Annotated in this window: 22 protein-coding genes; 14 read left to right on the top strand and 8 right to left on the bottom strand. The window is 40.8% G+C overall.

Going from position 1 to position 20,647, the window contains the following annotated elements; all coding sequences use genetic code 11:
* Window positions 1–77 precede the first annotated feature (77 nt).
* Entirely contained in the window at window positions 78–518 is a 441-nt protein-coding gene (gene hepT, locus N1I87_RS14340) for a type VII toxin-antitoxin system HepT family RNase toxin (RefSeq protein WP_341102439.1), read from the top strand.
* Between the two features lie 59 nt (window positions 519–577).
* The gene (locus tag N1I87_RS14335; protein ID WP_341102436.1) at window positions 578–1,342 is read left to right on the top strand and encodes a TIGR01457 family HAD-type hydrolase; all 765 of its coding nucleotides are present in this window, start codon (window positions 578–580) and stop codon (window positions 1,340–1,342) included.
* A gap of 74 nt (window positions 1,343–1,416) precedes the next feature.
* Here N1I87_RS14335 and N1I87_RS14330 read toward each other — a convergent pair whose 3' ends face one another.
* Complete coding sequence (locus N1I87_RS14330) at window positions 1,417–1,932, bottom strand: phosphatidylglycerophosphatase A family protein (RefSeq protein WP_048623923.1); 516 nt, start codon at window positions 1,930–1,932, stop codon at window positions 1,417–1,419.
* A 369-nt stretch (window positions 1,933–2,301) separates the two neighbouring features.
* Between N1I87_RS14330 and yutH the strand changes: the two genes are divergently transcribed.
* Window positions 2,302–3,309: a spore coat putative kinase YutH gene (gene yutH, locus N1I87_RS14325; protein WP_003352466.1), complete on the top strand. Its 1,008-nt coding sequence runs from the start codon at window positions 2,302–2,304 to the stop codon at window positions 3,307–3,309.
* 253 nt (window positions 3,310–3,562) lie between these two features.
* On the opposite strand, the gene N1I87_RS14320 is transcribed toward yutH, so the two are convergent.
* On the bottom strand, window positions 3,563–3,799 hold the full coding sequence (locus N1I87_RS14320) for a NifU family protein (protein ID WP_003352465.1): 237 nt from the start codon (window positions 3,797–3,799) through the stop codon (window positions 3,563–3,565).
* 133 nt (window positions 3,800–3,932) lie between these two features.
* Between N1I87_RS14320 and N1I87_RS14315 the strand changes: the two genes are divergently transcribed.
* On the top strand, window positions 3,933–4,256 hold the full coding sequence (locus N1I87_RS14315) for a YuzD family protein (protein ID WP_040340815.1): 324 nt from the start codon (window positions 3,933–3,935) through the stop codon (window positions 4,254–4,256).
* A gap of 183 nt (window positions 4,257–4,439) precedes the next feature.
* Here N1I87_RS14315 and N1I87_RS14310 read toward each other — a convergent pair whose 3' ends face one another.
* Window positions 4,440–5,504, bottom strand: a complete 1,065-nt coding sequence (locus N1I87_RS14310; protein WP_341102431.1) for an NAD(P)/FAD-dependent oxidoreductase — start codon at window positions 5,502–5,504, stop codon at window positions 4,440–4,442.
* Between the two features lie 223 nt (window positions 5,505–5,727).
* On the opposite strand from N1I87_RS14310, the gene N1I87_RS14305 reads away from it, so the two are divergent.
* Window positions 5,728–5,964, top strand: a complete 237-nt coding sequence (locus N1I87_RS14305) for a YuzB family protein (protein WP_341102428.1) — start codon at window positions 5,728–5,730, stop codon at window positions 5,962–5,964.
* Between the two features lie 132 nt (window positions 5,965–6,096).
* On the opposite strand, the gene N1I87_RS14300 is transcribed toward N1I87_RS14305, so the two are convergent.
* Window positions 6,097–6,780 (bottom strand): DUF2225 domain-containing protein, encoded by a 684-nt coding sequence (locus tag N1I87_RS14300; protein WP_341102425.1) that lies wholly within the window; start codon window positions 6,778–6,780, stop codon window positions 6,097–6,099.
* A gap of 338 nt (window positions 6,781–7,118) precedes the next feature.
* On the opposite strand from N1I87_RS14300, the gene erpA reads away from it, so the two are divergent.
* Both erpA and N1I87_RS14290 read left to right on the top strand, forming a co-directional pair.
* Window positions 7,119–7,481, top strand: a complete 363-nt coding sequence (gene erpA / locus N1I87_RS14295) for an iron-sulfur cluster insertion protein ErpA (protein ID WP_003352460.1) — start codon at window positions 7,119–7,121, stop codon at window positions 7,479–7,481.
* A gap of 372 nt (window positions 7,482–7,853) precedes the next feature.
* On the top strand, window positions 7,854–9,035 hold the full coding sequence (locus N1I87_RS14290) for an L-dopachrome tautomerase-related protein (protein ID WP_341102422.1): 1,182 nt from the start codon (window positions 7,854–7,856) through the stop codon (window positions 9,033–9,035).
* 628 nt (window positions 9,036–9,663) lie between these two features.
* Here N1I87_RS14290 and N1I87_RS14285 read toward each other — a convergent pair.
* Window positions 9,664–10,677, bottom strand: coding sequence for an NAD(P)/FAD-dependent oxidoreductase (locus N1I87_RS14285; protein WP_412677421.1), 1,014 nt, complete (start codon window positions 10,675–10,677; stop codon window positions 9,664–9,666).
* A gap of 382 nt (window positions 10,678–11,059) precedes the next feature.
* Here N1I87_RS14285 and N1I87_RS14280 point away from each other — a divergent pair, with 382 nt between their 5' ends.
* On the top strand, window positions 11,060–12,283 hold the full coding sequence (locus tag N1I87_RS14280; protein ID WP_341102419.1) for an NAD(P)/FAD-dependent oxidoreductase: 1,224 nt from the start codon (window positions 11,060–11,062) through the stop codon (window positions 12,281–12,283).
* 325 nt (window positions 12,284–12,608) lie between these two features.
* Complete coding sequence (locus N1I87_RS14275; protein WP_341103419.1) at window positions 12,609–12,899, top strand: YuiB family protein; 291 nt, start codon at window positions 12,609–12,611, stop codon at window positions 12,897–12,899.
* Between the two features lie 82 nt (window positions 12,900–12,981).
* Here the strand turns inward: N1I87_RS14275 and N1I87_RS14270 are convergent, their stop codons facing one another.
* A complete protein-coding gene (locus N1I87_RS14270) occupies window positions 12,982–13,434 on the bottom strand; it encodes an OsmC family protein (protein WP_327804732.1) in 453 nt (150 codons plus the stop codon).
* Window positions 13,435–13,735: 301 nt separating this feature from the next.
* On the opposite strand from N1I87_RS14270, the gene N1I87_RS14265 reads away from it, so the two are divergent.
* From N1I87_RS14265 to N1I87_RS14255, 3 genes are all read left to right on the top strand, one after another.
* Window positions 13,736–14,434, top strand: a complete 699-nt coding sequence (locus N1I87_RS14265) for a 3D domain-containing protein (protein WP_341102415.1) — start codon at window positions 13,736–13,738, stop codon at window positions 14,432–14,434.
* A 195-nt stretch (window positions 14,435–14,629) separates the two neighbouring features.
* Window positions 14,630–16,129 carry a leucyl aminopeptidase gene (locus N1I87_RS14260; RefSeq protein WP_341102412.1) on the top strand — a complete coding sequence of 500 codons (1,500 nt, stop codon included), beginning with the start codon at window positions 14,630–14,632 and terminating at the stop codon, window positions 16,127–16,129.
* Between the two features lie 119 nt (window positions 16,130–16,248).
* Window positions 16,249–16,398 carry a hypothetical protein gene (locus tag N1I87_RS14255; protein ID WP_003353567.1) on the top strand — a complete coding sequence of 50 codons (150 nt, stop codon included), beginning with the start codon at window positions 16,249–16,251 and terminating at the stop codon, window positions 16,396–16,398.
* Window positions 16,399–16,557: 159 nt separating this feature from the next.
* Here N1I87_RS14255 and N1I87_RS14250 read toward each other — a convergent pair whose 3' ends face one another.
* Window positions 16,558–16,953, bottom strand: coding sequence for a hypothetical protein (locus N1I87_RS14250; protein WP_270584449.1), 396 nt, complete (start codon window positions 16,951–16,953; stop codon window positions 16,558–16,560).
* A 137-nt stretch (window positions 16,954–17,090) separates the two neighbouring features.
* On the opposite strand from N1I87_RS14250, the gene N1I87_RS14245 reads away from it, so the two are divergent.
* Together N1I87_RS14245 and N1I87_RS14240 are read left to right on the top strand one after the other, a co-directional pair.
* Window positions 17,091–17,480 carry a hotdog fold thioesterase gene (locus tag N1I87_RS14245; protein WP_003354330.1) on the top strand — a complete coding sequence of 130 codons (390 nt, stop codon included), beginning with the start codon at window positions 17,091–17,093 and terminating at the stop codon, window positions 17,478–17,480.
* Window positions 17,481–17,725: 245 nt separating this feature from the next.
* Entirely contained in the window at window positions 17,726–18,286 is a 561-nt protein-coding gene (locus tag N1I87_RS14240; RefSeq protein ID WP_341102409.1) for a YufK family protein, read from the top strand.
* A 117-nt stretch (window positions 18,287–18,403) separates the two neighbouring features.
* Here the strand turns inward: N1I87_RS14240 and N1I87_RS14235 are convergent, their stop codons facing one another.
* On the bottom strand, window positions 18,404–20,251 hold the full coding sequence (locus N1I87_RS14235) for a transglycosylase domain-containing protein (protein WP_341103417.1): 1,848 nt from the start codon (window positions 20,249–20,251) through the stop codon (window positions 18,404–18,406).
* Window positions 20,252–20,647: the final 396 nt, after the last annotated feature.

The raw sequence follows: 20,647 nt of genomic DNA, 5'->3' as shown, positions 1-20,647 counted from the left end.
ATTTTGATTTTACCATGAGACAGTGAAGTATGGTACAATGAAAGTGGCTGAGAAGAGATAAGGGCAGGTGTTGTACCGTGTACTTTGTGGATCGAAACAAAGTCGAAGACAGGCTGACGTATTTGGAAGTTCGTTTAAGCTTATTGGAAACACAGACTGACTGGAAGACAGGTATAGAAAAGGCCGCTTTAGAGCGTGTGGCGCATTCGATCATTGAAGCGGTCATTGATACCGGAAATGATATTATTGATGGATTTATTATGAGAGATCCGGGAAGTTATGACGATATTGTGGATATATTATTGGATGAAAAAGTGATAACAGAAGAATTGGCTGCCTCTTTAAAAGAGATCATCAGCCTCCGAAAAATGCTTGTTCAGGAATATACCACCATTGATCATCAGAAAGTGGACCAAGTATTCAAAAAAAATCTTGAATTATTAAAACAATTTCCAATCAAAGTTCGTTCGTATCTGAACAATGAATTAGGTCCGGTTTCTGCTTTTAAAAATCAATGATCAGCGCTTTCTTTATGGGAGCGTTTTTTTATGAATATGACGATTTGGAAGGAGTTCATATGAAAGCATATAAGGGTTATTTAATAGACTTGGATGGAACGGTGTATAAAGGAACGGAAAAAATCGAAGCCGCTGGTGAATTCGTTCATCGATTGAAGAAAAAAAATATTCCTTATTTGTTTGTAACCAATAATTCGTCTAGAACACCGGAACAGGTGGCAGCAAAATTGAGGGATTTTGATATTCCGGCCACCAAGGAGCAAGTCTATACGACAGCGATGGCGACTGCCAATTTTATGTATGAGAAAAAACCAGGTGCTTCTGTTTATGTGATTGGGGAAGAAGGACTCCAAGAGGCATTGAAGGAAAAAGGATTTCGGTTTGTAGACGAGAATCCTGATTTCGTCGTGATCGGAATAGATAGATCGATCAACTACGAAAAATTGACTCTTGCCTGCCTTGGCGTCCGCAACGGGGCAACGTTTATTTCCACTAACAGCGATATTGCCCTTGTAACGGAGAGGGGGTTTCTTCCGGGCAACGGAGCACTGACATCCGTTATTTCTGTGTCGACTCAAACGGAACCTATTTTTATCGGGAAGCCGTCACCGATCATTATGGAACAAGCTCTTGAAGCATTAGGAACTTCCAAAGAAGAGACCATAATGGTGGGAGACAATTATGATACAGATATTCGTGCAGGTATTAATGCCGGTTTGGATACGCTCCTCGTCCATACTGGAGTTACTTTAAAAGAGCATTTGGAGCGTTATGAAGTAAAACCGACCTATACTGTTGATTCTCTTAGCGAGTGGGAAGTATGAAAACAAACAGCCGGGTTCTCCTTCGGACGTACAATGGGAAGGGAAGCCCGGCTGTCCGCTTTTTACACTACCTTTCATGAATCAATTGTTTCATCGCCATTGCCGGCTCGGTGGGCAAGTCGGCTTGAAGCCGCCGCAGCAATGGCGCCGACAATGTCGTCTAAAAATGTGTTCACTTTTCCGGAAGACTTATCGTTTAAATATTCTAAAATACCCGGTTTGATTTTGTCGATATAGCCATAGTTGGTAAATCCTATCGAACCGTATACGTTTACGATGGAAAAAGCTAATATTTCATCGACTCCATATAGTCCTTCATCTGTTTGAATAATCGATTGTAATGGTTCTTCGAGCTTGCCTTGCTCTGCCAGAACATCTAATTGTATGCCTGTTAATATGGCGTTTTGAACTTCACGCTTTCCGAGAACTGCCTCTACATTTTGAATGCATTCTTCCAGCTGCAAATTGGGATGGTATTTTTTTTGTAAAAACAATACCAGTTTTGCGATATCCTCAATCGTTACTCCTCGTTTTGTCAGCCATTCGCGCGCCATTTTTTCTGTCATGTTTAATGCATCTCTTTTTTTCATTGTCATACCATCACCTTTTTTCTGTAATATTTGGAAAGGATATTCTTTGTCTTACGAGGTTGCTGTTTCTATTATAATATACTCCATTAAAAAAGATGGAATATAAAGAATTCAATGGTTCATTCGCTTTTTGTAAGAAAAAGACAGAAATCCGTCTGGAAAGCCCGTTTTCATTGATTTGCCAGATGAAAAGCGGGATCATAAATCCAATCAATAGACGCAATTATGGGAGCCAGATACATATATATTACTAGTATGTTCAAACTGCATGCTTTCAAAATTTTTTGTGGTTTATTTACACAGGTGAAACATGAAAGCTTTTGGCACGGAAAGGAACGAAACGGGGCCAGTGGCTAAAGGAGGAAGGAAATGGATTACTCTCAATTGTTAGAGCAATATTACGGCATCCAGACAGAAGCCCTCTATTCTAACCAACCCATCCGATATAAAGCAAAGGGTTATCTATATACTATTATAAATGCTACGAAATTGACACAAGAAATGCTCATCGAATTTCGCCAAATGTCTCTGCATCTTCAAAAGTTCGGTGAAAGAGGAGTATCTTCTTTTTGCTTGTCCAAAAACGGAAAATTTTTAGAAACGGTGGAAGGGCAGGACTTCATTGTTTTGCGTAATCCCGTTAAAAAAGGGAGAAGCTACAGCAACATGGGCAGAAAGCTAGCCAAATTTCATTACAGAGGCCGTTTTATCCAAGAAAAGATGGTTCAAACGAATCGAATGGGTACTTGGCGGTTTTTATGGGAAAAGAGGCTGGAGCAGCTTGAAGGCTTTTATCACCGATTGCTTCAACAATCTCCAAGCGACCCGTTTGACATTTTATTCGTGGATATTTTCCCGTATTATATGGGAATGGCGGAAAATGCCATTCAGTATGTAGCCGATACAGAGTTAGATGAAGATCCAATGGAATCTGACGCGGGGACCATATGCCATGAACGTTTTCGACCTGATACTTGGGGAAAAACGGATATCATCAAAAATCCTTTTGATTGGGTTTTTGATCATGCGGCAAGGGATATTTCCGAGTGGATTCGATATCAATTTTGGCATCAACAAACGAGATATAAGGCGGAGATTAAACAATTTATAAAGGGGTATCAATCGATTCAGCCGCTGACGGTGTTTTCCTGGAGATTGATTTTTGCAAGGCTCATGTTTCCGCTTCACTTTTTTGAATGTGTAGAAGATTATTTTATGACGCCTTCTCCCCAGAGAAAAAAGGAACTGGAAGAACAATTAACACGCTATATCCGAGATACCAAAGAATACGAACATTTTTTGGCTTCGTTTTATCAGCTGGCGGAAGTGCCTATAAAAAGAATTCAAATTCCGGTGGTGCCATGGCTCCTACGGTAACGAAAAAAACACTATGCTTAAAAAAGACCAACTTCCGGAATGTGAAAGTTGGTCTTTTTACTCTGCGTATTATTTTTGCTTTTGTGAAAACAATGGTGATGAAATCAATCAAGACTTCAATTCAAAAAAAAGCTGATTCAAGGAAAAGAGTTTCTCCCTTCGGACATATGGATAAGGACAAGCGTTTTTTATGTCTTGTTCTGCTTAGTCAAGGGATCATCTTTCTCCTGATCAGCTTCAAATTCCATCGTTTTTAAAATACTTGTTCGACTTCCACGATTCCAGGGACTTCTTCCAACAAAGCACGTTCGATACCTGCTTTTAATGTAATAGTCGAGCTTGGACAACTGCCGCAGGCGCCCAATAGTCGAAGCTTTACAATTCCATCTTCAACGTCCATCAATTGACAGTCGCCGCCGTCGCGAAGTAAAAACGGACGCAATTTATCCAACACTTCTTGCACTTGTTCTTTCATTGCCTGATCGGACATTTGTATCGACTCCTTTCCTACGTTTATTATAATGACTATCATGAAAAAAATCTATCGTCTTTGTTTCGTTTTTGAAAGATTTTGGATAAAATGAAGATGAGAAACGGACAAAGGTTTGGGTGGGGGGAGAGCGGTGCAGAAGCCGATTGAAATTGTCGTATATGGTGCAGAACAGATTTGTGCAAGCTGTGTTCATTTGCCTTCATCGAAAGATACGTTTGAGTGGTTGACGGCAGCTTTGGAAAGAAAGTTTCCACATCAGCCTTTCAAGATGACGTATGTGGATATTTATGATCCACCTGAAGACAAGGAGAAAAAAAGCTTCGCATCCCGAGTGATTGAGGAAGAACTTTTTTATCCTGTGGTGTTAGTTGAAGGAAAAATGGTCGGGGAAGGAAATCCGCGATTAAAAGTCATTTGCGAAGAAATGGAAAAATACGGATACAAAGCTCCATAAATCAATGAATGAGCTGAAAGAAAGCCGATTCACTTAAGGGGCCGGGAACCTCCTTTGTATTAAAAGAATGCCCGAATATTTTCATTGCTGCAGTTACGGAGGGACGGCCTTTACAAGACAAACTTTTGATTTTGAAAAGTCTAGTTTTCCCGGCTGTTCGTCTGTTAGCCGGGATTGTTTCGATTAACCGTTGTGATATTTGTACAGCCATAAGACTCCGGACTTTAAGAAACGGGCGACGCGGCCGGTAATGGCACGTTCTGCCAAGAAACCAAATCCTTCTTTTTTTCCTAAAGATCCCAAAATTCCTTTCAGCTTAATTTCAGGCATTTTTTCCGGAAGAGGTTCATTTTTCCAGCGTTTCAATAAGACTTGAACAATTTGCTCTGCTTGTTCTTCCGCCAATTGGGCGCTCGGTGCATAAGGAAGGCTTGCACAATCGCCTACTACATAAACATGTTCATTGTTCGGAATATTGTGGTATTGGGTTAACTTCACACGGCCGGAAGCATCTTTTTCCACATCCAATTGCCTGACCAGTCTGTTTGCTTGAATGCCGGCAGTCCAGACAATCGCATCACAAGCAATTTTTTCATCATGGTTGTATAATGTATTTGGCTCCACTTTCGTCACATTGGCGCCATTGATCACTTCTACTCCGTGTTCCGTAAACCAATTTTGTACATAGTTGCTCAATCGTTCAGGAAAAGTGGATAAAATTCTTGGTCCTCGATCAAATAATTTCACTTTTAAATCAGGACGGCTTTCTCGAAGTTCGCTTGCCAGTTCAATTCCGCTTAGACCTGCTCCCACGATGCCGACGGTTGAACCAGCGGGCATATTGTTTAAGCACTGATATGTATTTCTCGCTTTTTCAATCGACTGAATACTATGTGTGTACTCAGCCGCCCCCGGAACTCCATGATATTTGTCTTCGCATCCCAAACCTATTACCAGCTCATCGTATGTGATCGGATCTTGTTCTTTTAGATGAACAGTTTTATTTTCCAGATCAATTTCAGTAATTTCTGCAAAAACATGCGAAAGCTGTGGATGAGTAGGAAAGGGAACCCGTACATGCTGGTCGGAAGTTGTTCCGGCTGCCAAGGCATAATATTCAGTCTTTAAACAATGGTAGGGAACCTTGTCCACAAGTGTAACGGCGACATCCTCCGGAAGATTTGGCAACAGCCGGAGCAATATTCGCATATTCCCATATCCTCCGCCAAGTAAAACCAAGTTTCTCATAAAAAATTTCCCCTTTTGTTCTGCTAAGTCAGTTTTAAAACCCTTTCAATATGAAAAAATACGTAAGAAAAATTATCTATAAAAATACCCCATACAAGAGTATAACGAAAGTTCATGTTTTTCACAACAGCTTATTAAGGCATTTCCAGCATATGTCTATTGGCAAGATACATTTCTTTTCTGACCGGCGGAACAATAGTACAATCAATCCTGGGGTGATGCTATGAATCCAATTATTGAATTCTGCGTCAGCAATTTAGCAAGCGGTGCGCAAAAAGCGCTTGAAATATTGGAAGAAGATCCTAATCTGGACATTGTCGAATATGGCTGTCTTAATTATTGCACTCTTTGTGGAGAATCTCTTTTCGCCCTTGTCAATGGCGATCCTGTAAGAGGGGACTCTCCGGAAGAGTTGGTGAAGAATATATATAAACATATCGAAGAAAACCAGATGTTTTAAAAGAGAGAGCTAAAGATGGGAGGCTTGGTGTGAAAAGGGGCGAGAGAAAACGGCAAAAATCATCGTACAAATAGAATATAGAGGCTGTTTAGAAAACAAATTTTGACAGAAGAACCGAGCTTTGCCGCCTTTCTATTCCATTGTTTGTCTGATCATTTGCCACTGATTTTTTGCCATTTCCAAAATCTTTGGTTCTGTAGCGAATTTTTGCCGTTCGATTACTTTGGAAAAATAAAAGGTCGCTTCTTTGTAGTGTCCCAGCCGTCTTTTTAATTCCCCGATCAAATATAAAAGTTTTATTTCAGACATTTTTGTTCGTGAAAAGTCTCCTTTTGAATAGGAATCTTCGTATTGTTTGACGGCCATTTCTAAAAAACGATTTTCTTCTTCTTGAATTTTCAAGAGACGGTATAACCAAGCCGTACGCAATGCCAGCCCGCCCGTTGTGATATTTTTTTCATGCTTTAAGGTGGCGCAATAATAAGCTAGTTTGTAGCTGTTAATCCCATCTTTTATGCTGCGGTGTTTGCCGTAGTCCTGGTACACCCAGCGCGAGCAAACTTTCTCTTTGATTTCATTTAAAACGGCCGGGGGGAAATATCGGGAAAATTCCTCTGTGTAAGAATAGCCGCAATGGGGGCACACGTTTACAAAGTAAACGATCGGGTTGATTTCAGAATCTTGATAGATAGGGGAAAAATCTGTATCACAAGAAGCCACTTTTATAAAGCGGGAACGTATTTTAGTGGTGGTGAATATTTTTTTGCAAAGAGGGCATTCTTCAGTTTTTTCGTAAAATGGTGTGATTTCCGCCAAATTTGTTCACTTCCTGAGATGTTTTATTATTTTATTTGATAGGTCTTTTTCATTATACAAAAATTTTTAAAATAGGTCTTTATTCGTTGTAAAAAAATTTAAATAGGCCTTTTTTATTATGAGAATGTATTATCTGAATGGAAAATGAAAAGATGACCCCATAAACGGATTTTATTGTCAAATCATTCAGGGACTTATTCGTGTGTTTTCAAACGGATCTATTGAGGAAAAAAGAAAAACGGATTATACTACAAATAACATCGGAATCCGCTGTTTTTAATCGGGACGGTTTGTACTCCGAAAAGAATGGAAATCCAATACAAAAGGAGGTTTTTAAGATGGAGGGAGTCATTAGCCTTACGGAAGCTGCAGCTTTTCAAATAAAAGATATGATGAAAGAAAATGAAGAAGAAGGCGCTTTTTTGCGCGTGGCTGTCAGAGGCGGCGGCTGCAGCGGATTATCTTACGGAATGGGATTCGACCATGAAGCGAGTGAAGACGATATCCAATTTGAACAACATGGCATTCAAGTATTAGTGGATAAAGCAAGCGCACCGATCTTGCAAGGAACCAAAATTGATTATAAACAATCGTTAATGGGCGGCGGATTCACAATCGATAATCCAAACGCTATTGCCACATGCGGTTGCGGTTCATCATTCCGTACGGCGCAAAACGTTGGAACGCCGGAAGAGTGCTAAGTCTTCCGGCACGTTTTGAAACGGCAACATAATCGGTAAGGGTTGTTAATTCCAGTAAAAAATCCGCAGTCCGTGCTTGTATTTTTGAATAAAAACAACCCCAAAATTTGCGATTTAGGGTTGTTAATTACGACCTCTTTTAACGGTTTATGTTAAATCGTTGAAGGAGGTCGTTTTTTTGATGTTAAAACACAGATATCTTTTATCTTTGGAATCGGCTATTTCTTTTTCCCTCTTGTCTTGGATGCAACTATGCCACCGCCATACGATTCTGATGATGACGCCCGGCTTGAGCCCATGCCTTTATTAACAGCAGACATATATTGATCAAAGGGAATGACCACGAGAAACCTTAAGAGGAGGTTGGATGACATGCAGGATTCCAAATACAATGGGACCGGTGACTGTCCAAGAAATGATGAGCGACAGTATTATTCTTCGCAGCTCTCCCCTTATCCAATGTATCCTTATCTTCAACATGCTTATCAACATCCACATCCGTACCAACGAGATCCTTATTGGCTGCGGTATTTTTTTCAAGCCGAGAAAGGGAAAATCGGTCGCTACCAAATACTCTTCCATTGGAAGCATTTGGATTGGCATTTTCCAAATTTAAGGATGAAGCAGGAATTTGAGGCAAATCAATATTGGAGACATGCCATGCCTGCCGGTATTAAGGTTGATCAGCAAGGCAACTATTATGTATCTGTTCCCCGCTGGGCAGAAGGCATCCCTTCTACTATGAATCGCATTGTCATGAAAAATGGCAAACCGCTGTTAGAAGCTTTTCCAAGCTGGGAATGGAATAAGGCGGAAAACCCTGGAGTGCTGCAATCTGTCCTGGGATATGAAATTGATGAAAACAACCGGATGTGGCTGTTAGATCAAGGGAAAATCGCCTATGCGCCTTCGCGGGAAGGTTCACAAAAATTGGTTATATGGGATTTAAATGATTTGGTTGTAGACAATAAACATGGTTTTATCTACATCACCGATTCCGGAAATGGTTGGCCCGACCACCCCGTTGTCGGTGGAATCATCGTATACAATATGAGGAAGAAAACTTTCAGACGTGTGCTTGACCGTCATTACAGCACACAAGATTTTCCGGGATTTGTTTTTGAGATTGACTCGAAACCGGTCTTTAAAGACAGACCGATTAAAATAGGGAGCGATGGTATTGCGTTGTCCGCAGATCGTTCCACTTTGTATTATTGCCCGGTTACAGGTCGAAATTTATATGCGATCGATACAGCGCTTTTGAGAAACTTTCAAACACCCTTAGATGAAATCAGTCGAGCGGTTAAAGCGATTGGAAGCAAAGGGACGACCACCGACGGGATGCACGCAGACAACAGAGGAAATGTTTTTTATACGATGCTGGAGGGGAAAGGAATCGGGGTCTATTCTCCTAAGAACAATCGGTTCCATCGCTTCGTCTCTGATGATCGGATGCTGTGGGTAGACGGGGTGGCATTTGATCAAAAGGGGTCCATTATTTTTAACATTATTTCCGAAAGAAGTCTCCCACTTCAAGCGTGTGAAGGGCGATAGCCCAACGATAAGTGGGGAGATGAATTTCGGTTGGCGATAGCCAACTAATAGGATAGAATATAGCTAGAACGGACACCTTCGGAACGAAGGGAAGCGTAAAGGGTTCTTGTGTGTGGCTTACCGTTCAGCGAACACGCACAAGTCGCTTGAAGCCCCCGCCTCTAAGCGAAGCGTAGGTGGTGGGTAGTTCACCAGCAACCGTCTTCATCAGATGTTTGAACGAAATCAAGACGAAATCGATTGGAGTAATCCATATAATCTCATCGTTTGGAAAGCTTTTGTAGGCAAAAATTTATATGCATAAAATAACTTTTTTACAGCCATCCAATAAGCCGGATTTTTATTCCATGACTGAAATTGCGGCAAAACCAAAAGGCATGCATCATTCACGGCATGCCTTTTGGTTTTGGACGAAACTATTTCCTGCTATTTTAGAGTACTGATTCCCCGGCGCCTGTTCCATGGTTTTAAAATCAAAAACGAACCGTCTTTCAGCGATTTTGGGCAAAGGATATATCGGCGGATTGTATGTTTATGAGCTATCTGCACGATGAAGAAGTCGTTCGTTCTTGTTTTGACGAGCCGGTCCAATATGGAACCGTTCCGGTTGAACATCCTTGAAAGCTTTTTATTGTTCAAATAAAGACGTACTGTGCATTGGCTGAACGCGGGATTTTGGATCAATAAAAGCTTTTGCATTGCTGACGGCCGTAGGGGCTTCGCCGAATCCGCTTGCGATCAAATTTACTTTTCCTTCATATGTACAAACGTCTCCGGCCGCATAAACTCCGGGAATATTGGTTTCCATTTTGGAATTGACAACAATGGAGTTTTTAGCGATTTCGATTCCCCAATCTTTGATAGGACCAAGTGAAGAAACAAATCCATAGTTGACGATCAATTCATCCACTTCAATCGTTTCTTCCCGTTCTCCGCGTACTTCATTAAGAACAAGTCCATGGATTGTACGTCCGTCACCGAGTATTTTCGACGGAACGAACGGTGTTTTGATCTCCACGGTAGAAGCTTTCAGTTGTTCGACGCTGTGTTCGTGGGCGCGGAACTTATCTCGGCGGTGAATGATCGTTACTTTTTTAGCGATCGGTTCCAGCATCAATGCCCAATCGACCGCTGAATCTCCTCCGCCGCATATCGCTACATTTTTTCCTTTAAATGTATCCAGATCATTTACGAAGTAATGAAGGTGATTTCCTTCATACTGCTCCGCTTCTTCAAGCTCCAGTTTTCGAGGTTGGAATGCTCCAATCCCGGCAGTGATAATAACAGATTTTGTATAGTGTATTTCTTTATCTGTCGTTAATCGAAATGTTCCGTCATCCAATTTTTGAAGATCAGTGACCGTTTGTTCCAAGCAAATGGTGGGCTTAAACAGCGATAATTGTTCTTTGAGTTGTTCAACTAAATCGCGTGCTTTAATTTTGGGAAATCCGGCAACATCGTAAATGTATTTTTCCGGATAAAGAGTAGCCAGCTGGCCGCCAAGTTGGGGCAAGCTCTCAATTAATTTTACGGACGCTTGTCTTAACCCTCCGTAAAAAGCTGCAAACAAGCCGGTAGGTCCACCGCCGATAATCGTCATATCGTATATGTTCGAGTCTTCTTTCAAAACAATCTCCCCCATTTCGATATACTAGCAGATAGCTTTGCATTCATCGCTTTATTGACCAATGGAAGTTTTATTAAACACCATTTTATCATACTCCAATTCAGTGTTTCCATTTTTCAATACAACAAGAGAAAAACATTTCAAAAAATACCAAAATTCATCATTTTCTTTATAAGGGATATAATTTTGAAAACTTCCTTTTAATTGTAGGAAATGGGTTGAAAAGTATATGTAAAAGGAATATTATTTATAAGGGAATAATGTTAAGATTTTATGACAAATTTCGAAAAAGTTGTTGTATGCCCTCATTCGTGAAAAATATCACATGTGATATTTTTAATTGCAAAAAGGAAATAAACTTTTTCGAATTCACTCATACTAAAAGAAAAAGGTGGAAGTGATAACAGTGACTAAGCCAAAAATCGTTGTACTTGGCGCGGGTTATGGTGGATTGATGACTGTAACGCGCCTCCAAAAGATGTTAAGCCAAAACGAAGCGGAAATTGTTTTAGTGAACAAACATGACTATCACTATGAAACGACTTGGCTTCACGAAGCCTCTGCTGGAACCCTTCATCACGACAGGGTGCGCTATGCGATCAGCAATGTAATTAACCGCAGCAAAGTCAAATTTGTTCAAGCTACTGTTGAAAACATTAAACCAAACGAAAATAAAGTAGTTCTTAATAACGGGGAATTGGACTACGATTATCTCGTTGTCGCTTTAGGACCTGAATCGGAAACATTCGGAATTAAAGGCTTGAAAGAGTATGCTTTTGCGATCACGAGCGTGAATGCTGCCCGCCGTATCCGCGAGCATATCGAAACTCAATTTGCTACTTACAACACTGAAAAAGATAAAAAAGAAGAACGTTTAACGATCGTTGTCGGCGGTGCCGGATTTACTGGCATCGAATTTTTAGGGGAATTGACCAATCGTGTTCCTGAACTTTGCCGCGAATACGACGTTGATTTCCAAAAAGTGCGTATCATCTGCGTAGAAGCAGCACCAACTGTTCTTCCTGGATTTGATCCAGAGCTTGTTCAATATGCAATGGAACAGCTGCAAAAGAAAGGCGTTGAATTCCGAGTCGGCACGGCCATTAAAGAAGCGACTCCTGACGGTATTATCGTGGCTAAAGGCGAAAATGAAACCGAGGAAATTAAGGCAGGAACTGTCGTTTGGGCTGCGGGAGTTAGAGGAAACTCTGTCATTGAAAAAGCCGGTTTTGAAAACAATCGTGCCCGTGTAAAAGTAGAAGAAGATTTGCGAGCTCCTGGCTACAATAATGTGTTTATTGTAGGAGACTGTTCGCTTGTCATTAATGAAGAAACGAATCGTCCATATCCGCCGACTGCCCAAATTGCCATGCAGCAAGGCGTAGTGTGTGCGAAAAATATCGTGGCTTTATTAAAGGGACAAGAAACTCAAAAATTTGTATTTGATAATAAAGGAACGGTATGTTCTCTTGGCGATGACGACGCAATCGGAATTGTGTTCGGCAGAAAGCTGAAAGGTATAAAAGCTTCCTTTATGAAAAAAGTGATTGACAACCGTGCTTTGTTTATGATTGGCGGTTTGTCCTTGGTACTGAAAAAAGGAAAGTTCAAATTTTTCTAAGACAGTCAACTAAGCCTTTTACAGATAACAAAACGGCTGATTGTACAACAAATAAAAAGGTATTACAACGACAGAACGGTGTAATAAGCCGTTCTGTTTTTTTATGTGATCGTTGAAACAAGAATCAACAGCAAAGACTACCCGTTCACATTTCCCCTTTTAAAAGTGGGGAACACTTCCAGAAATCAAAAGGGCTAAAAAATGAGAGAATAATGAGATTGGAATGGAGGAATAATCGGGAAGATTGGCGTATATAAGAATATTCAGTATACTTTTTAGTCCTGTGGGGTGTTTCCTAGTGCATATTGCCGTTTTATTTATATCGATGTTGCTGTTTTTTGTGCTTTTTTTCGGAATCGGATTTATTTTAAATATGCTGCTTCGAATGACATGGATCATGTCGATTTTATATCCTCTCGTTGTGTTGATCATTGTAGATGGGATTAGTACGCTTTCTTATATAACGCATACTAGAGAAGCTTTCACTACGTTAGGAGAAAGATTGGTAGGACTGAAATCGGCCGATATGTTGATTTTGTTAAGCGGCTTAGCCGGGGCCGTTTTATCGGGAATTGTCATAAAGGAATTAAGAAAAAAAGGATATCGAATGTTTTGAAGGGCTGAATCCAAAAGGAAATCACTCTTTTGGATTCAGTCTCTTTTTTGCTCCAAAATCGTTAAAAGTTTTATGTTCACGGTTATTCGGAAGCAACTTGAATGTCTATTTCCAGTTCTATCTCCACATTTCCTTTGACGGCTCGTGAAATCATGCAAGACGATTCTGCTCTTTCAGCAAGACGTTGTGCTCGGCTGATCTCTTTGGCGGTTGCATCACGATGAAGGACTATTTTCGGACGATGGATGATTTTTTTATAAGTCAATACGCCATTGGTTACTTCAACGATCCCTTCTGATTCCAGCGTTAACTGTTTCTTCTCCAGCTTGCTTCGTTCCAACATGGCGGCCAATGTAATGATATAACAAGTGGCTGCCGCCCCTAAAAGCATTTCATCCGGATTTGTCCCGATGCCTGGGCCGTCCATTTCCGCCGGAATCGAAACCTTTGTCCGTAAATTCCCAGCTTTTATTTCCCCAACATCATTTCGCAGGCCGGGCCAGTTTGCTTTTAAATGAAAGTGATGTTCCGCCATATACATGCCTCCAGATCATTTTTGGCATTATTGTAGCACAATTTGAAACAAAAAAATGAGGGAATGCCTTCGCAAAAGTTTCTAATAAGGCGACTGATGGACTAATCGAAGAAGAGCCGACTTTTTTCTCTTTAGATCATTTCCTCATGGGTGATTTGCATAAAACGGTGTTCTTCTAAGTCTTATCCTAGATTTTCTTCACGAATCCTTTTTTGTTCACTCCAACCTTTACCAAGTTTTTTTCCATTTTTGAATAATGTGGCCATCATTTGGAGACCAATAGGGTGAGGGGAGTGAAAGGATGGGACTAATAAAACGGACGTCCAAAAGAGTTTTTATGACCATCTTATTTTTGATCGCACTTATGGCCACTTTTAAAACGATTTCCGGAGTAGATGCGGCTATGATTGGAAATTGGGCTCTTAAACATACGATTTTATCAAAGATGGAAACGAGTGAGCGAAAGCTTGAAGGATTATCCGGAAAAAGGATCGATCAGCTGCTTATGAAACCTGTGCAAGCGAATACCCAACCGGAGAGGGAGAAGCAGCCCCGTATATTGGAACAAGATGTTGATTGGTCGAAATACCCCCAAAAAACGGTGATTGCGACAGGTTATACAGCCGGAAAAGAATCAACGGGGAAGTCTCCCAGCCATCCCAGTTATGGTATTACATATTCAGGCGTCAAGGTAAAAAGAGATCTTTATTCGACTATTGCCGCTGATACAACGATCTTTCCGATTGGAACGATTTTGTTCATTCCCGGATATGGCTATGGAGTGGTAGCGGATACCGGGAGCGCAATCAAAGGAAATCGGATTGACCTATATTACGAGACAGTTGATGATGTTTATAAAGAGTGGGGGAAGAAAAAACTGGCCGTTTATATTGTCAAAATGGGAAAAGGAACTTTGACAGAAGAAACGCTGGTTTCTTTAAACCAAAATAAAGCTTTGCAAGTATACCGGCAGCAATATATAAAAACCCGCAATGAATAAAAATTTCGAGAGTCAAATAGGATCCCCTTTCCATATTGAGCCTGTACAGAAAGAGCAGTATGGAAGGGGGGCCTTTTGTCTTGTTCTTTTCTTTCCAGTAAATAACAGTTGGAAGTGAACAACTCCAAATATCCATGATCATTACTGGTGGTTTATTTTCTGCCAGGGTTATAATGGTGTTGGAGGTGTTAAAAGATGTTTCAATTTAGTCATGAAAATCCGTTTCAAATAGAATTGCCTTGCTTGATCGTCGGTTTGTTGGATAAACCCCTTAAGTTTGAAGGAGTTCTCAAAGAATTGGATGAGGCGTTTCAAGGTCAGTTGACGGAACTTGTAAAGACCGGGGATCTTTCCACCAAATATAAAAGCGTGCAACTGATCCATACATTTGGTTTTGTGCCTGCCAAAAGAATCTTATTTGTCGGTTTGGGAAAAGAAAAAGAACTCACGATTCAGAAATTAAAAATGGCTTTTGGAAAAGCCGCCAAATATATAAAAAATACGCCGGTTCAAAAGGCCGCTATTGCGCTTGATACGTTTATAACGGATAAATGGGATGCCGTTCAAGCAGCAGCGGCATTAGGCGAAGCGGTTCCGCTTTCTACATATGAATTCCGTGATTATAAGCAAAAACCCAATCTGCCGGAACCGCGGATTGAGGAAATGACTGTTTACAGCAGCCATAAGATCGGAGAAATCGAACAAGCAGCCAAAGCAGGATACATACTTGGAAAAGCGACGAATTCCGCCCGTACGCTCGTCAATATGCCAAGCAACTTGCTGACTCCGTCCTATCTTGCTTCGTACGCCAGCCAATTGGCAGAAAAATATGGATTGGAAGTAGAGATTCTTGGGAAAAGCGAAATCGAAAAACTGGGAATGGGCGCTTTTTTGGCCGTCAATCAAGGTTCCAAAGAAGAACCAAAAATGATTACGCTAAAATATCAAGGAAAAGAAAAGTGGGAAGATGTCATCGGGCTCATCGGAAAAGGCATTACATATGATTCGGGCGGCTACTCGCTCAAAACGAAAAACGGACTTGTCGGCATGAAAACCGATATGGCGGGGGCTGCAGCTGTACTTGGGGCAATGGAGGCGATCGCCGAATGGAAACCTAAACAAAATGTGGTGGCAGTCATTCCGGCTACAGACAATGTCGTGAGCGCGTCGGCATTTCGGCCTGATGATGTGATAACATCCATGAACGGAAAAACGATCGAAGTATTGAATACGGATGCTGAAGGGCGTTTAGTATTGGCGGATGCCGTCACTTATGCGAAACATCATGGCGCCGAATATTTAGTCGATGTGGCCACATTGACAGGCGGAGTAATCGTTGCGCTCGGGACAGATAAAACAGGAGCGGTCACCAATGATGAGTGGCTTTTTGAACAAATTTTAGAGGCTTCTTTTGAAGCTGGAGAATATATTTGGCGGCTGCCTTATACGGAAGAAGATAAAAAACGGGTTCGAAATAGCCGAATAGCCGATTTAAATAATTCTCCCGGCAGAGAAGGCCATGCGATCATGGGAGCTGCTTTTATTGGAGAATTCGTGGAAGGAGCTCCTTGGGTGCATTTGGATATTGCCGGAACGGCTGATACCGATAAGGACTACGACTTGGGGCCTGCAGGTGCAACGGGCGTCATGACGAGAACGCTTGCTTTATTTGTCGATCGATTTGATAAAGAGTAAGGATACGGCGTTTGATTTTCGTACCGCTGCTTTTTAAAGCTAAATTTTTGGCGGGCCTATACAAAGATTTCCGTCTTTGCATAAGGATAGGGTAGCATAGGAAAAGGAGGTTACCCTATATGTATTATCCGCATCGCTTTTTTCCGGGGGAACCGTTTATCGGTGGACTGCTGGGCGGCTTGCTAGGAACGGCGATAGCAGCATCATTGTTTAGACCGCCATATCCTTTTTACGGTCCGCGTCCGTTTTATCCATATCCGTATTTTTAAACAAGGAAAGAGGCTGATGAATGGAGCAAAGGAAGCCGCTCTATGAAACATGGATCGGCTTCCTAGTTATCAACAGCCTTTTTGAAAGGGATGGCTATTCTCTTGCATACTAAGCAGGTTTTCTATCAAAAAAATGCAGTGAAAAGTTAAAAACCTATATTATTTCTTCCAACGAAGTTCCAACAGTAATCGGCAGCATTCTTTTTTTTGATCTTCATCCATGCGGGTAAAGCGAACTAAAAGCCCATCCGGATTAAAATAAATTTCCGGCCGAATTCTAATTCCAATCGATTGAATCATTTGTATCACTTTCGTTGTTTGCGAACGTTGAGCGGCGTCCATCAGCTCTCTTGCAAAGGCACCGTTCGTGGAGACCGTATTCAAAAACAGTTGTGCGTCTCTTAGCAGTTCCAATGATTTTCTGGCGGATTGAGTGAACTGGTTGATCTGGACGACTGGAAATTGTCGGTTGTCGGGAGAAATGTATGTTGGATGATTTGGGCCATAAGGAATAGAATTTGGATCGTTATGAGGCGGGAAAGGAGGCTGGTGCATTTATAGATTCTCCTTCCTGATTCATAAATGTCATTCTGTGGAAAAGATATGTAGCACAGGGGGTGATTATGATAAAATAAGAGAAAATATTTAAAAAAAAACGTATTTTCTAAAAAATAAAAAACGGGGGATAGTTAATGGAAGGAAATTATGAACAAGGGTTGATAGCCAGTCTTGGCATGAAAATAATCGAAATGAAAAAAGGGAAAGTGGTCATGACCATGCCTGTAGATGACCGCACTCGGCAGCCAATGGGATTTCTTCATGGAGGGGCTTCCGTTGCATTGGCTGAAACCGCTGCAAGCTTAGGAACAGCACAACTCATTGATCCGGAAACACAAATCTGCTTTGGACTTGAAATAAACGCTAATCATATCCGTTCTAAAACAGAGGGAATGGTGACAGCCCGTGCAGAAGCAGTACATATTGGAAGGTCAACATGTGTTTGGGAGATCCGGATCGTCGACGAAAACGACCGTCTTATTTGTTTATCGAGATGTACGGTTGCCATTGTCAATAAACGATGATACATAAGAAAGCAAAGTAAACGTAGACTGTTTATTGTACAGGGCTTTTTAGAAACTCTCAAGAATGGCAGACGGTTGGGAGATGGAGAAAAGATTTTTGGACGATTGAAAATGGAGAAAAGGGATATTTTGACTGCCATTCTATAAATAAACGAAAAATCAATGTTTTTCTATAAAGCTCTTGTAAATGTAGAAAGGCTCTTGCATAATGAAAGTTGATTCGAGAAAAACAGGAGCGACTGATCATGAAAAATACTTATTTAACAGGTTATTTTCCTTTTTTGACCATTTTATTATTCAGCTTGTCACTGGCGATTTATGTGGAAGACACCATCATCAATTTTTTGAAACAGATTGGCATTTATCAAGGAATGCTGGGAATCATTTCGGAAACAGAATTGAAGCTGGCTGTCATGATTGGACTGATCGCAGTGTTTTTCATGGTGCTGTCGGCTTTAAAAGTAGTCGCTGAAACCATCAATGAACTTTCTTTGCTCTTTTTTTCCACGGATACGGACGGAGAAATTTTAAAAAATGTCCGAAATGGTTCACTTATTTTTTTGGCCGGCGGGTTGGTTTCGTTGTGCAGTTATGCATCCATCATTGGGATTATCGCCATATTTCTTTTAACCGTTTTAATCTATTTTATTTATTTTGTTTATAAAATCAGCCCTTCGTTGACAACATCGTTTAAACTCGTCGGTTTTATTTGCTTCCAAATTGTCGTTTGGGGCTTTATTACGTCCGCTCTGCTCTATATGATTCTGAAAATCTATAACACTGCGATGGCCGGATTGCCTATTTAAATCAAAAATGAGAAATGACGAAAAAAGGTCAGTTCCTTCCGATCCCATTCGGGTGACGGAGGAGCTGACCTTTTTTGCTTCAATGATTTTTCTGTTTCAAAAACGAAGAATATTGGATTATTGCATGATCTTCCGCCAAATGAGCAGCTGTGGTCCGTAATGTTCCAATGATTCGATGCTTGACGGTGTATCCCTTCCTACCCAGACACCTGCTGTATATTGATCCGTCAGCCCGACAAACCAGAAGTCATGGTAATTGTTGGTCGTTCCGGTTTTCCCTCCCACATAAGGGCGGGCGATTTTCGCTTTTTTACCAGTACCGTTTTTTACGACTTCTGCCATTAATTCCCGGACTTTATATACGGTATCCGGCGACCAAATCTTGACAGGTTCATCTTTCCACTGATATAAAACGTGTCCTTTTAAATCCGTCACCTTTTGGATGGCTCTAGGCTTTTTATAGCTGCCATCAATAAATGAGGTGTAGGCGGATGTCATTTCCAGCGGAGTCATCCCGTAAGTAAAGCCTCCGATAGCTGCTGACGGATTCTCGTCCCTTTCTGATACTTTTTCAAAACCAAATTTGTTCAAATAGGAAAAAGAGTTTTTGATCCCGGTTTGCATGAAAATCCGGACGGCAGGAGTATTATACGAATTCGCAAACGCTTTTTTCAGAGTGACGTATCCATATTCTTTTTTGCTGTAGTTTGTCGGACAGTAATTGCCGATGCAGACGTTGTTGGCATTGACAAGACTGGATAAAGAAACATGGAAACGATCGATATACGGCCCGTAGTCGAGCAGCGGTTTAATCGATGATCCTGGCTGCCGGTAAGCAAGGTATGCCCGGTTGAAATCCGTATGGTGAAAATCTTTTCCTCCCACTAATGCGATTATGTTTCGATGTTGATTGTCGATGACCGCAGCAGCACCTTCCACATTGGTATAAGACAAAACGGAAGAAACAGCGTGTTCCGCTTTTTGCTGTATGATTGGATTTAAAGAGGTATAAATCATAATTCCGGATGATAGCACTTTATTTAAGCGGTTTTCCAACTGTTTTTCGATTTGTTCTTTTTCCTTAGGATTTTCATTGGCCAGTTTTTCTTTATACCCTTCTTTTTCCGCAATCAGTTCTTTCAATTCTTCTTGAACATAAGTGGAATAGTTGGGAAATTCATCTATTCGCTTTTTCAATTTTAATGTAATGGGTTCTTTTTTGGCTGCTTCAGCTTCTTCAGCTGTAAGAAAGCCGTTTTTCTTCATTAAATCAATCAATCGTTCCTGTCGTTTTTTCGTATTCGCAAAGTGGGTAAGAGGATTATATAAGCTTGGATTATTAGGTATCGCCGCCAGAAAAGCCATCTGTGCTTTCGTTAAATCCTTTACGCTTTTTTGAAAGTAAAACTGGGAAGCGGCTTCCACCCCGTATACTCCGTTTTGAAAATAAATGGTGTTTAAATAAAGATTGAGAATTTGATCTTTCGTTAATTTTTTTTCCAGTTCATAGGCATAAAACACTTCGGATAATTTTCGACTAAACGTTTTGTTGTAATTCAAGTATAAGTTTCGGGCCAGCTGCTGGGTGATGGTGCTTCCGCCTTGCTCGATTTGATGAGAATGGGAATTGACGATCATCGCCCTCAATACGGCGAAAGCGTCTATGCCGCCATGTTCGTAAAATTGCCGGTCCTCAGACTGCAAAAATAATTCCTTCATGAAATCGGGAATGTCTTTGTTGCTCACGACAATTCGATAAGGATTGCGAATTTCAAGAAACGTACGGCCGTTCTGGTCCAAAAATTTGCTTTCTTGAGAAAGATCCACCGAATGTATCGGAATCTTCTTTTCTACAACTTTGTCAAAACTTTCGACATGCTGCGCTTCCTGATTGGCAAAATAAAAAAAGTAAATCGCAAGCGCCATCAGAACGGCAGTGAAGAAGTAGCCAAAAATGGTTTTCATCAATGCAGACCCGCCTTTTCATTCGTACTTTTTCGAGTAAAATGTCAATGTTCTTTACTCCACCAATGATAATAGAAAGACAGCTAAGAATAAAGTAGTAGGAAGAATTTTTGCCTTCTAACAGGGTTCCTTTTTGAAATCTTTTATTCTTCCATTTTAAAAAGACAACGGTTTTTTGAATGACGAGCATCCTGATATAATAGCTTAAATAATGCAGGAAAGTGTTGTACGATCAGGGCAATTGGAAGAAGGGAGAACAGTGCTTTTTGAAAAAGCCCCTTTTTCTAATATAGGAATGGAATGAGAAGGAAAAATTCCTTTTTATCCAAATATAGTAATAATCCCTGCTTCTAATAAGTGCTAAGAAGCAATCACAGATTTCGTCTCACGAATATA

The organism is Bacillus sp. FSL W8-0102, assembly GCF_038007225.1.
Classification (GTDB): domain Bacteria; phylum Bacillota; class Bacilli; order Bacillales; family DSM-4216; genus Bacillus_O; species Bacillus_O smithii.
The sequence above is the reverse complement of the archived record's forward strand: the minus strand, read 5'-3'. Positions and strand labels throughout refer to the sequence as shown.